Source organism: Nitrospirota bacterium, assembly GCA_016212185.1.
In the GTDB taxonomy this organism is placed as follows: Bacteria; Nitrospirota; Thermodesulfovibrionia; order UBA6902; family DSMQ01; genus JACRGX01.
On the sequence record JACRGX010000022.1, the window covers coordinates 1 to 12,421 of the forward strand.

Annotated in this window: 16 protein-coding genes; 4 read left to right on the forward strand and 12 right to left on the reverse strand. The window is 43.3% G+C overall.

Annotated features, from left to right (window positions below):
- Nucleotides 1-328: hypothetical protein (locus tag HZA10_02030; GenBank protein MBI5195082.1), on the forward strand; the 328-nt coding region annotated here is incomplete at its 5' end.
- A 49-nt stretch (nt 329-377) separates the two neighbouring features.
- On the opposite strand, the gene HZA10_02035 is transcribed toward HZA10_02030, so the two are convergent.
- Nucleotides 378-1,676, reverse strand: a complete 1,299-nt coding sequence (locus HZA10_02035; GenBank protein MBI5195083.1) for an adenylosuccinate lyase — start codon at nt 1,674-1,676, stop codon at nt 378-380.
- Nucleotides 1,677-1,833: 157 nt separating this feature from the next.
- On the opposite strand from HZA10_02035, the gene HZA10_02040 reads away from it, so the two are divergent.
- Nucleotides 1,834-2,157: a hypothetical protein gene (locus tag HZA10_02040; GenBank protein MBI5195084.1), complete on the forward strand. Its 324-nt coding sequence runs from the start codon at nt 1,834-1,836 to the stop codon at nt 2,155-2,157.
- A complete protein-coding gene (locus HZA10_02045; GenBank protein ID MBI5195085.1) occupies nt 2,158-2,385 on the forward strand; it encodes a hypothetical protein in 228 nt (75 codons plus the stop codon).
- Nucleotides 2,386-2,397: 12 nt separating this feature from the next.
- Here HZA10_02045 and nusB read toward each other — a convergent pair whose 3' ends face one another.
- The 11 genes from nusB to HZA10_02100 all read right to left on the reverse strand — a co-directional run bounded on the left by nusB (nt 2,398) and on the right by HZA10_02100 (nt 11,661).
- Nucleotides 2,398-2,805: a transcription antitermination factor NusB gene (nusB, locus tag HZA10_02050; protein MBI5195086.1), complete on the reverse strand. Its 408-nt coding sequence runs from the start codon at nt 2,803-2,805 to the stop codon at nt 2,398-2,400.
- A gap of 88 nt (nt 2,806-2,893) precedes the next feature.
- A complete protein-coding gene (locus HZA10_02055; GenBank protein MBI5195087.1) occupies nt 2,894-3,355 on the reverse strand; it encodes a 6,7-dimethyl-8-ribityllumazine synthase in 462 nt (153 codons plus the stop codon).
- Nucleotides 3,356-3,459: 104 nt separating this feature from the next.
- The gene (locus HZA10_02060) at nt 3,460-4,674 is read right to left on the reverse strand and encodes a bifunctional 3,4-dihydroxy-2-butanone-4-phosphate synthase/GTP cyclohydrolase II (GenBank protein MBI5195088.1); all 1,215 of its coding nucleotides are present in this window, start codon (nt 4,672-4,674) and stop codon (nt 3,460-3,462) included.
- Between the two features lie 46 nt (nt 4,675-4,720).
- Entirely contained in the window at nt 4,721-5,371 is a 651-nt protein-coding gene (locus HZA10_02065) for a riboflavin synthase (protein ID MBI5195089.1), read from the reverse strand.
- Entirely contained in the window at nt 5,371-5,712 is a 342-nt protein-coding gene (locus HZA10_02070; GenBank protein MBI5195090.1) for a hypothetical protein, read from the reverse strand. Before HZA10_02070 ends, HZA10_02065 begins: the two co-directional genes overlap by 1 nt.
- A gap of 45 nt (nt 5,713-5,757) precedes the next feature.
- The gene (gene lepB / locus HZA10_02075; GenBank protein ID MBI5195091.1) at nt 5,758-6,444 is read right to left on the reverse strand and encodes a signal peptidase I; all 687 of its coding nucleotides are present in this window, start codon (nt 6,442-6,444) and stop codon (nt 5,758-5,760) included.
- 75 nt (nt 6,445-6,519) lie between these two features.
- Nucleotides 6,520-8,310, reverse strand: a complete 1,791-nt coding sequence (gene lepA / locus HZA10_02080; GenBank protein ID MBI5195092.1) for an elongation factor 4 — start codon at nt 8,308-8,310, stop codon at nt 6,520-6,522.
- A gap of 4 nt (nt 8,311-8,314) precedes the next feature.
- Nucleotides 8,315-9,244 carry an ROK family protein gene (locus tag HZA10_02085; GenBank protein ID MBI5195093.1) on the reverse strand — a complete coding sequence of 310 codons (930 nt, stop codon included), beginning with the start codon at nt 9,242-9,244 and terminating at the stop codon, nt 8,315-8,317.
- Nucleotides 9,245-9,513: 269 nt separating this feature from the next.
- The gene (gene proS / locus HZA10_02090; GenBank protein MBI5195094.1) at nt 9,514-10,758 is read right to left on the reverse strand and encodes a proline--tRNA ligase; all 1,245 of its coding nucleotides are present in this window, start codon (nt 10,756-10,758) and stop codon (nt 9,514-9,516) included.
- A gap of 142 nt (nt 10,759-10,900) precedes the next feature.
- Complete coding sequence (locus HZA10_02095) at nt 10,901-11,341, reverse strand: hypothetical protein (GenBank protein MBI5195095.1); 441 nt, start codon at nt 11,339-11,341, stop codon at nt 10,901-10,903.
- Between the two features lie 104 nt (nt 11,342-11,445).
- A complete protein-coding gene (locus HZA10_02100; GenBank protein ID MBI5195096.1) occupies nt 11,446-11,661 on the reverse strand; it encodes a hypothetical protein in 216 nt (71 codons plus the stop codon).
- Between the two features lie 491 nt (nt 11,662-12,152).
- Here HZA10_02100 and HZA10_02105 point away from each other — a divergent pair.
- Nucleotides 12,153-12,421 (forward strand): hypothetical protein (locus tag HZA10_02105; protein ID MBI5195097.1); only part of this gene is annotated, 269 nt, incomplete at its 3' end.

Below are 12,421 nucleotides of genomic sequence, written 5' to 3' on the forward strand. Positions count from 1 at the left end.
AGAATCTCCTTGGAAAAATCTGAAAGGACAGATTTTGCTTGGCGAAGAAGGGTTCACTGAAAAATTTAAAGATTTATTAGCCCAAAAAGAAGAAATAAAGGAAATACCGAAAACTCAGAGATATGTAAACAGACCAGCGATAGCAAGTATATTCAAAGGGAAAATGCTGAATAATCAAATAAGGGCTACCCAGATATACAAGGCGCATATTAAATATGGATATACTCTCAAGGAAATTGCGGATTATTTAAAGGTTCATTATACTACTGTAAGCAAGGCAATTACTACTGTAAGCAAGGCAATTAAAGGCGCGGAGGGTGAAAACTGATATTTCAAGACCTGACCCCACAATTTCTACAATTTCTACAATGCATTTGTTAATACGGCTTAAATACCCTTTTAAATATATAATCCACATTCTTGAGGTAGTATGACAAATCAAAAAGTTTTTCTATCTCCGCTCCGGGCAGGAATCTCTTTACTTCCCTGTCATTTTTCAGGAGTTCTTTAAAATCCTTTTTCTTGCTCCAGCTCTGCATGGCAGTCCCCTGCACAAGCCTGTAAGCGCCCTCGCGGCTCATGCCTTTTTCAATAAGCTTGAGCAAAATGCGCTGTGAATTGTAAAGCCCGTAACTTTTATTTATGTTCTCCATCATCTTCTCAGGATAAACCTGAATCCCCCTGAGAATTCCCGTGAGCCTCACGAGCATGTAATCCACAAGTATTGTGCTGTCAGGGATTATTATCCTTTCAACAGAGGAATGGCTTATGTCGCGCTCATGCCAGAGGGCGATGTTCTCCATTGCCGCCATTGCATTTGAGCGGACAACCCGCGCCAGCCCGCAGAGGTTTTCACTGCCCACGGGGTTGCGCTTATGAGGCATGGCGGATGAACCCTTTTGCCCTTTTTCAAACGGCTCTTCCATTTCAAGCACCTCGGTCCGCTGAAGGTGTCTTATCTCAAGGGCGATTTTTTCAATGGATGCGGCAATAAGGGCCAGTGTATTCATAAACTCGGCGTGGCGGTCCCTCTGGATTATCTGAGTTGATACTGCATCAGGCTTAAGCCCCAGTTTTCTGCATACATATTTTTCAATATAAGGAGGCACGCTTGAAAAGGTCCCTACAGGCCCCGAGAGTTTTCCATAGCTCACATTTTCCTGCGCAGTTTCCATACGCACAAGGTTTCTCTTCATCTCATCATACCAGAGCGCAAACTTAAGCCCCGGCGTTACAGGCTCAGCATGGATGCCATGGCTTCTGCCCATCTGGGGGACTTTTTTGTACTTATACGCATTGGTTTTTAAGACAGCCATCAAATCCCTTGTGTCTTTAATTATCAACTGCGCTGCGTCTTTCATAAGAAGCGCCAGCGCCGTATCAAGGATATCTGAGGATGTCAGCCCTTTATGGATAAAGCGGGAGTCATGACCCACTTTTTCGGCAACAGACGTTAAAAATGCAATGACATCATGCTTAACAGTCCTTTCTATCGCATCAATTCTTTTAACATCAAACTTTGCCTTCTCTTTAATCACAGCAAGGTTTTTGCCGGATATCTCCCCGAGTTTTGCCCATGCCTCGCAGGCTGCTATTTCAATATCAAGCCATTTTTGATATTTATTTCCAGGCTCCCAGATTCTTGCCATTTCTGGTCTTGTATAGCGTAGTATCAAATTGCCCTCCTACAATATATGGTATAAGCGCCTCAAACCTCCGTTACATATTAACACAATTTATATTCATATTCTACCTTTCAATAGCTCATTTTCTTAAAATCGGTTATATAATATATCTAAACATATCACTGCATTTAAAAAAAAGGAGAGAAAAATGGAGATTACTCTTGAGACTTATTTAGGCATGGTAATGGTCGCTTTAGGCATCGGGGCACTTGGATTTGTTTTCAAAGCCAATAAAAAATTTCCTGAAGGCAGTGAATTGGAAATAATCACAAGGAAGCTCATACCCGTACTGACTTTTTTAATGTGTTTTTCTGTATGGCATGTTACAAGAGAGGTATTCGGACTGAAAAAAATCTACGGGGAAGTCATTGAGTATCCGGAATATCTCTTCATATCATTAACTTATATTCTGCTGTTTAGAATAGCCTGCAGACTTTATTCCATGGCTAAGGAGCTTGGACTGACAAAATAAATGAATACCCTCTGCCATCAAATTCATGAAATTCTAAGGTCTGAACTGTCTGACACTACGGCAGGGATAATTATTGAACAAAATTCAAGGGCCATAGGCAAAGACTCGGACACCGTAACATTTGAAGACACAAAAAATCTGATACGCCGCATACTCTTGTCCGTATTTTTGTTCGGCGGGATGGAAAAGGCAAAACGGATAAAAGATAAATTTGACGGCATAAAATAAAAACTCCCGGCTTTAATTTGCTTTTGATTTTCTTATCTTATCCAGCACCCCGTTTATAAAAGCAGAGGAGTCTTCCGACCCGTATCTTTTCGCTATTTCAATCGCCTCGTTTATTGCCACTGACGGCGGGATATCATTTCTATAAAGCAGTTCGTAAGTGGCAGCCCTCATAATGTTCCTGTCAACAACTGACATCCTGCCCATAGACCAGTGTTCTGCCGCCTGCTCTATGGTTTTATCAATTTCATCAAGATGCGCCAACGTCCCCTCAACAATGGCGTCGGCAAATTCCCTGACATCCGCATCCTCGCTGTTTCCCTCCCAGAAGTCATGCAGAATTTTTTTGTCAAATGCGGCATTTGTCACATCAAGCTGAAACAACACCTGGAGGGCATATTCCCTGGCTCTGCGTCTTTTCATAAGGCAGTGAATAGTGAATAGTGAATGGTGAATAGCAGACAAAAATTCCTGCTGTAGTTTTTACTGTTCACGGTCAACTGTTCACTGTTCACAGTTTTTTAAGAAGTTGTGCCATTTCTATGGCTACTATGGCAGCGTCCGCGCCTTTGTTGCCGCTTTTTGTCCCTGCCCTTTCAACTGCCTGTTCAATTGTATCGGCAGTGATAACACCGAATGCCATTGGTACGCCTGTGTCCATTGAGGCAGAAGCAATCCCCTTCGCCGCCTCGGCAGCGATATAATCAAAATGCGGGGTAGCGCCTCTGATTATCGTACCCAGACATATAACAGCGTCATAGGTATTCCTGCCGGCGATTTTTTTTGCGGCGAGCGGAATCTCAAAAGAACCGGGAACCTTTACCACATCAATATCTTTTTCAGCTGCGCCGTGCCTTAAAAGAACGTCCACAGCCCCTTCCAAAAGCTTGTTTGTGATGAAATCATTAAAGCGGCTCACCACTATGCCGAATTTAAGTCCCTTTGCCTGAAGCTCTCCTTCGTATGTCTTCATATTCCCTCCCCCTTAAAAAAAGTTCAAATCGTTCAAACAGTTCAAGTCGTTTAAGATTGAACCACCTTAAACCATGTTGAACAATATTAAACTATATTTTATTGTTATACTTCCTCCAGCATATGCCCCATTTTTTCTTTTTTTGTTTTAAGGTATTTGATATTTTTCTCATGCGGTTTTATCTCAACAGGGACCCTTTTTACAACCTTTAGTCCGTAGCCTTCAAGCCCGACTATTTTCTTGGGGTTGTTAGTCATCAGGCGCATCTTTTTTATGCCCAGATTAACAAGTATCTGAGCGCCTATGCCGTAGTCCCTTAAATCAGGCTTGAATCCAAGCTTAACATTTGCCTCAACCGTATCAAAACCGCCGTCCTGAAGTTCGTATGCCTTCAGTTTATTTGCAATGCCGATGCCCCTGCCTTCCTGCCTCATGTAAAGAAGCACGCCCTTGCCTGCTTTTTTAATTTTTTCCAGCGCCCTGTGAAGCTGTTCTCCGCAGTCGCACCTCTTTGAGCCGAACACATCGCCCGTAAGGCATTCTGAATGAACTCTGACAAGCACCTCGTCCTCAAGCTTTATGTCTCCTCTGATAAATGCCAGATGCACGGAACTGTCAAGGAGATTGCCAAAGGCAATGGCAGTTAAATCACCGCCGTACTTTGTAGGTATCTTAGTTGTTGCAAGCCTTGTCACAAGAGATTCGCTCCGCATCCTGTATTTGATAAGGTCTTTAATGGTGACAATCTTTAGGTTGTGCTGCTGCGTAAATTTCATAAGCTGCGGCACCCTTGCCATTGTGCCGTCATCATTCATTATCTCGCATATAACGCCTGCCGGATAAAGCCCTGCAAGCCGTGCAAGGTCCACCGAGCCCTCTGTCTGTCCCGCGCGCTTAAGCACTCCGCCGGGCTGAGCCCTTAAAGGGAAGATGTGTCCGGGTCTTGCTATGTCATCAGGTTTAGTCTTTGGATTTATGGCGGTAAGAATAGTCTTTGCCCTGTCTGCAGCTGAAATGCCTGTTGTTACGCCCTTCTTCGCCTCAATTGAGACGGTAAATGCAGTGCCGAAATGGGAGGTATTGTTCTCCGACATCATCGGTAGTTTGAGTTCATTAACCCTTTCATGAGTCAATGAAAGGCAGATAAGCCCCCTGCCGTATTTTGCCATGAAATTTATTGTCTGCGGGGTTATTTTTTCAGCGGCCATCGTGAGGTCGCCCTCGTTTTCCCTGTCTTCATCGTCAACAAGGACCACCATTTTGCCCTTTTTGATGTCGCTTACAGCCTCTTCTATTGTATTGAATTTATGTTTTTCCATTATAAAATTTTCTTGAACAATTTAAACCATCTTGAACAACTTTGAACTATTTGGTAAATCCCCCTTCCATCAACTTGCTCATCAGCCCTGCATTATTATCCCTGCCGGACAAATATTTTTCCACATATTTGCCCAGAATATCAGACTCAAGATTTACCTTTTCGCCTATGCCCTTAAGCCCGAGAGTTGTGACATTAAGGGTGTGCGGGATGATTGCCGTTTTAAAGAAACTCTCAGTTATGTCAATCACCGTCAGGCTTATGCCGTCAACCGCAACAGAGCCTTTCTGCACAAGATACCGGAGAACAGCAGGAGGAGCGCCAAAGGTAAAATATGTGTATTCTCCGTCCTTTTTTTTATCCTTAATTAAGCCTACGCCGTCAATATGTCCGGTAACCATATGTCCCCCGAATCTGCCGGTCGGCATTAATGCCCTCTCAAGATTTACCTTATCATGGACCTTGAGTTCTCCAAGATTCGTATTCTTCAGCGTCTCAGGGGAGACGTCAAAGAAGATATCAAGGGGGGGCAGAGGGGAGGTAATTTTTGAAACCGTGAGGCAGACGCCGTTTACCGCTATGCTTTCTCCAAGCTGTACCTGCATCAGCAAGTCAGGTTTAAGGCACAGACTGACGCCGCTGCCTGCCTTCCTGACAGATGCGACCTTTCCCATGGTTTCTATAATTCCCGTAAACATCAGCGGTCTCTCTTCCCGTCTGCGCTTGCATCAATGTAAAAAACAAATGTTCTTTTGTATACATCAAAAATATTAACCGTCTCTTCCCATGTTACCAAAATAGAATATCCGCCCTCTGCCTTAATAATCAGATCGCGCATCTTTAAAGGGATTTTGTACTGGTCTGCAAGCTTTATAATCCTCTCCCTCATCTCATCAGGCCTCACGTCTGCTATGCTCAGCTGAGCCAATTCCTCAACATCGCTTTTGAATAACTGATAATGATAATGCGGGATTGCCAGTTTAATCCCGGAATAAACCGCCACCCCCAGCACCAGCAGATAAAAAAGTTTCTTTATCATATCTTAACCTCACGTTACGCATAACGCGTTACGCTTTACGGTTTTTTAATGCACAAGGTTGCCGAGCCTGCCCCATCTGATTTTGTTAAATGTGCTGCCTTGGGCATCCCACGACCAGTAGATTATAAGCGCCCTGCCCTTTATCTCATCCATTGATACATAGCCCCAGAACCGGCTGTCGTAGCTCTGATCCCTGTTGTCTCCCATAACAAAGACCTTACCCTTTGGAACAAGATAGGGGCCCATGTTAGGGCATGGCTCATCATTGTGTATTGTGTACGGTTCAGTGAGGGGAGCGCCGTTTACATATACGGTCTTGTTTTTTATTTCAATCTTATCCCCTCCAACGCCGATGACCCTTTTTATAAAGTCCTTGCAGTCATCTTGGAAAAGATACACAGGGTTGCCCTTGTCCATGACATTTTTAATCCTCTTTGTAAAAGTCCTGAAAAAACTTTTGCAGTATTCATCATTCTTAGGGAACTCAAAAACTACGATATCGTCTCTTTTAGGCTCCCTGACACTCAAAATCCTGCTGTCCGTAAAAGGTATTTTAGTGCCGAAGATGAATTTATTTACAAGTATGTGGTCGCCTATGCTAAGCGTCGGTATCATTGAGCCTGATGGTATCTTAAACGCCTGCACCACAAACGACCTTATCAGAAGCGCAAGGATAAGCGCCGTTACTATCGCCTCGCTATATTCTCTTAGTTTTGATTTTTGTTTAGCCAAAAATTTAAAACCTCCTTTAATTTAGGTGTTGGTCAAAATTAAAACATTCAACCCTCAACCTTCATCCTTAATTTGCTATTTTACCTTAAGCACCGTAAGAAAAGCCTCCTGCGGTATCTCAATCTTTCCTACCTGTTTCATCCTGCGCTTGCCTTCCTTCTGTTTTTCAAGCAGCTTCCTTTTCCTTGTTATATCGCCGCCATAGCATTTGGCAATGACATTCTTCCGCAGAGCCTTTATGCTTTCTCTTGCTATTATTTTACTGCCGATGGCCGCCTGAACGACAACTTCATAAAGTTGCCTCGGTATGACTTCCCTCAATTTTTCAGCAAGCTGCCTGCCCTTATGATACGCCCTCTCCTTATGAACAATCAGGGAAAGAGCATCAACAGGCTCACTGTTTAAGAGTATGTCCAGCTTTACAAGACTTGACTCCCTGTAGCCTACAAATTCATAATCCATTGAGGCATAGCCGCTTGAAAACGACTTTAGTTTATCATAAAAGTCCCAGAGAATTTCATTTAAAGGCAATTCATAAGCCAGAATAATCCTGTCTTTGCCCAAGTAATTAAATTCCTTCTGCACGCCTCTTTTTTCCTGACACAGTTCAAGTATCTGGCCTACGTATTTTTCAGGCACAAATATCATTGCCTTTACAAAAGGCTCCTCAATCATTTCATAGCGCTGAGGCAGCTTAGCGGGACTGTCAACAAACAATACCCCGCCGTCAGTTTTTGTAACCCTGTAAATAACTGTCGGCGCCGTGTTTACAAGGGTAAGTTCAAATTCCCTTTCAAGCCTCTCTTTTATAATCTCCATGTGCAACAGACCGAGAAACCCGCATCTGAAACCAAACCCCAATGCAACGGATGTTTCAGGTTCAAAACTGAATGATGAGTCATTAAGCCTCAGTTTTTCCAGCGCATCTTTCAGTTCCCCGTACCGGGTGGCATCTGAGGGATAAAGCCCGCAAAAGACCATTGGTTTTACCTCCATGTAACCCGGGCATGGTTCTGCCGCAGGATTCACGGCATCAGTAATAGTATCGCCTATAGTTGTATCGGCAACATTTCTTATTCCACCGATTATATAGCCGACCTCTCCAGCCCTGAGGGCTTCAACCAGTTTCCTATGGGGCAAAAAAACTCCCACCTCGTCAACTTCATATGTTTTCTTAGAGCTCATGAGCATAATCCTTGCGCCGGGTTTTACTTCGCCGTCAAAAAGCCTCACAAGGACAACAACCCCTTTATAGTTGTCAAACCATGAATCAAACATCAATGCCTTCAGCGGCTTATCCTTACTGCCTTTAGGCGGAGGCACTTTCTGCACAATCGCTTCAAGAATTTCCCTCACCCCTGTCCCTTCCTTTGCAGAGGCTGAAATTGCATCAGTGCAGTCAATGCCTACAGACTCCTCTATCTGCGCCCTGACTTTTTCAGGCTCTGCATTCGGCAGGTCAATCTTATTGATTACAGGGATTATCTCAAGATTATGCGAAGCTGCAAGATGGGCATTTGCAAGGGTCTGCGCCTCCACCCCCTGAGTCGCATCAACTATTAACAATGCGCCCTCACAGGAGGCAAGACTGCGGGAGACCTCGTAGGAGAAATCAACATGTCCGGGGGTGTCAATCAGGTTCAGGATATAGTTTTTTCCGTCCAGTGCAGTATAATTCAGCCTGACTGCATGCGCCTTGATCGTTATGCCCCTTTCCCTCTCAATGTCCATAGAATCCAGCACCTGTTCGGACATTTCACGTTTTGAAAGTGCGCCGGTCAGCTCCAGTATCCTGTCTGCAAGTGTGGATTTGCCGTGGTCTATGTGGGCAATGATTGAAAAATTTCTTATGTTGCTCTCAGCCATAGAATTAAAGGGGAAGCCGTTTAAGCACAAGCCCTGCGGCGCCTATTGAGCCGCTGCCTTCATGAAATGTGGTCTTTAATATCTCAACATTATGCAAAAGCGGCTCAAGCGCCCTTTTGGAAACCTCTGTCCTCAGTTCTTCTATAAACAGGTCCCATGAACTGATAAGCCCGCCGCCGAGTATAACCGCATCAGGGCTGAAAATGTTTATCAGATTGGCAATGCCGATGCCCAGATACCTCCCGGTTTCTCTGAAAATATCACGGCTCAGATTGTCGCCTTCAAGGGCAGTCTTGTATACAAGCTCAGGCGTTATCCTATAGAAATTGCCGTCGTAGCAGTTCCTTAATATGCTATTTGCGCCTTCCTCAAGCAGTGTAATTGCCCTGTCCACAATAGCCCTGCCTGAGACATATGATTCAAGGCAACCGAAACTGCCGCAGGTGCAGAAGCGTCCTGAAGAGTCGGGATTAATAACCATATGCCCCACCTCCATCGGACCCTCAAAAAGCTCGCCTTTATAAATTAAACCGCCGCCTAATCCGGTGCCGAGAGTCAATACCACAAAGGTATTAAAATCCCTTCCTGTGCCCATCCATTTTTCACCATAGGCATACGCATTAGCGTCATTTTCAACCACAACAGGCAGGGAGAATTCATTCTCAAATATTTCCTTTACCGGAGAATTGTTAAGGCTGGTAATATTCGGCGACTCCAGCACTACACCGCGCTTCCTGTCTATTATGCCGGCAATCCCGAAACCAATGCCTGACACACCGGGCTTTACAAACCTTTTCACATTATCTGCAACCCTCTGGATAATATCATTTGAATTGGTGGGTTCTGTGAATTTTTCCAGCACCTCGCCTTTTTCCGAGACGCAGACAATTTTTATATTCGTGCCGCCGATGTCAATGCCGATTGCAGTCTTCATATGCCTTTTTACCTTTTAAAACTATTCCAACCACAGAGCACACAGAGAAAATATTCATTGTAAATTTATCATTGAAAACTTAGCATTGAAAATTTGCAATTTGAAATGATAATTGATAATTTTGCAATAAAAACTCTCCAGGCCCCTGTGATTAAGATTTTTGCATTTTTATAGACAATTAAACGGATGCGTCCCTGCAAAGTGTTTTAAGGGGTTATGAATATTATCACAAAACATTGAGATACTGCAAATCAGACGCAATGAGGGAATTAAAGAGATTCAATTATTTTCTTTGCCGCTTCCGATACGTTTAGTTTCTTAATTTCCTTTGTCCTTCTTGATTTAAATTCAATAATACCGTCTTTGAGTCCCTTCTCACCAACTATTACCTGCCATGGTATTCCTATCAGGTCTGCATCCTTAAATTTTACTCCCGGACTGACCTGCCTGTCGTCCAAAAAGACTTCAATCCTTTCTTTCCCAAGCTCCCTGCATAATGATTCCGCTGTGCTCTTAATATCAGGGTTATTAATATCAAGGGATATAACCTCCACATCAAAAGGCGCAATACTTTTAGGCCAGATAATCCCGTCCTTGTCATTATTTTGCTCAATGGCTGCCGCCGCAATCCTTGCAGGGCCTATCCCGTAGCTCCCCATGACCATCGGCATTTCTTTGCCCTTCTCATCAAGATAAACTGCCCTAAGCGGCGCTGAATATTTTGTCCCGAGCTTGAAGATATTGCCGATTTCAATTGCCTTCTCTGTTTTTAACGGCGCCGAGCATTTAGGACATGCACCGCCTTTTTCAATCTCCCTGTTTGCCGCATAACCGCATGTCTGGCATAAAGCTATCTCGTCTTCGCCGACAGGGCTTGGCGACATAAACTCATGCGCCGTTGCGCCGCCCATCATGCCGGGGTCGCTTTGCACCTGATAGAAATTAAGCCCGCACCTGCTGAATATTCTGTAATACGCCTCAGCGTGTTTCTTGTAGTTTTTCTCAAGCCCTGCCTCATCCTTATCAAAGCTGTAACTGTCTTTCATCAAAAACTCGCGCGTCCTCAGCACCCCGCTTTTGGGTCTTGCCTCATCCCTGAGTTTTAAATGAATCTGGTACCACACCTGCGGCAGGTTTTTATAAGAACGGATTTCAGTTGAGGCAAGCCATGTAATTATCTCTTCGTGCGTCATGCCGAGGCACATGTCCCTGCCGCTTCTGTCCTTAAGCCTGAACATCTCCTCTTTTATATCGTACCATCTGCCTGTCTGCTGCCATATCTCTGCAGGATGAAGCACAGGCATGGAGATTTCCTGAGCGCCGATTGACTCCATTTCTTCACGTAAAATTTTATTGATGCGATTCATCACCCGCAGACCCAGCGGGAGATAAATATAAATGCCGGCGGCAACCTGCCTCACATACCCCGCACGCAGCATTAGTATGTGGCTGACTGCCTCTGCCTCGGCAGGCGTCTCGCGCAAAGTGGGAACAAATGTCTTAGAAAACCGCATCATAATTTCTTAATCCTGTTTTACGAGAATTTTTGACATTATAACATAAATAATGCCTGACGCACTTTTGATTTTATGATATTTCTGCGCTTATGATTTAGAAACAGGTATATTATTCAGAAGGCTGAAAATGCAATGTTAGCTATGCAATTTCCGCTTCATCTATTAACCGTTTCCATAATGCTTCAACCCCTAATTTTTTTGCCCAATTCCCCAAGTAAGCCATGTCTAATTTTCCGTGCTGGACTTCATAAACCCGCAGGGCATCAGTAAATTGCTTCTCGCTTCCGCCTGAGAGTTTTGCCCATCTCAATTTAGCCAATATTGTGTCTTCAGGACTTGAAACCTGCATTTTCAGACCCATGAATTCTTCACTATATTTGCGTATAAAACGTGATTGGTCAAAGGATTCATTGGTCAATATCCAAAAGTCAACTTTATCGCCGCTATTGACATCAATCAAGTTAAACATGCTCTGACTGTCAATAGCATCAAGAATGCTGTCTTTATCTAAATAAAAATCGTCTGACGGGAAGTTTTCAATTAATTTCAAGACCTGAGATTTATGAATGGCAATAACCATGTCAATATCATGTGTAGCCCGTGGTTCGCCTTGCAGACTTGAGCTGACGGACCCTGTCAGCATATATTGAATCCCGGTCCGATTAAGCGCCTGGATAACCTTCCTTAATAATTCCTGTTGTGACACTTGTCTAAACGCTCAAGGAGTATTTTTTTGAATTCTTCGTTATGAAAATTTGGGAACCGCTTGTGTAATCCGTGAATAAAAAGCTGGCGTGTGAATTCGGATAATTCAAATGCCTTAAGCAGCCTCTTTTCAGGCGACATCTGACGAAGCACTTGAAGGTATATCTTATGATTCGGACGTTTTTTGATATCCATAGTTCACCATGAAAAAGGAAAGGAATTAGTACATTATAACATAAAGATTGACTGCCGCACTTTTGATATTATGCTGCCTCTGCGCCTGCGATTTAAAAAATGAATGATGCCATTGTTTTTAAAAAATTGCAATTGGGGTTCACTATTGACGCCAAATCTCAAAATGTTCCTCCTGATTATATTAGTAATTCTTATAGGTGCTATAATGTTTATGCGAAACTTATTGACAAACATGGAAAAGAATTTTTATTCTACAGCATAACTTGAGATGTTATCAGAATTTTCCAGACTTTAAAAATTTAGAGTTAATTAAAATATAGCTGTCTTTAAAAACACCGTAAATAAATAGTAGTATTCCGGTGTCTGGCTGAAGGGAAATTCTGTGAAGCATCTCGTTCTCAAATCTTTACCAGTAACAGTAAAATAGTAATTTTAAGGGCATTCTGATTATTCAGGATGTCTTTTTTTATTTTTTTAAGGGGGAAAAGAAAATGAAAAAGGGAATGAATGTAATATGGTTTGTATTTTTTCTTTTATTAACATTAATGTTCTCTAATGCCTTTGCAGGCACGACTAACCTACCGCAGACCGGACAGACAAAGTGCTACGCACTATGGAGTGAGATTTCATGCGCAGGCACAGGGCAAGACGGAGAGATTCTATCAGGAGTGGCATGGCCTAATCCGAGATTTAGTGTTAATGGTGATTGCGTAACAGACAATCTCACAGGTTTGATGTGGGCAAAAAATGCAAACCTCCC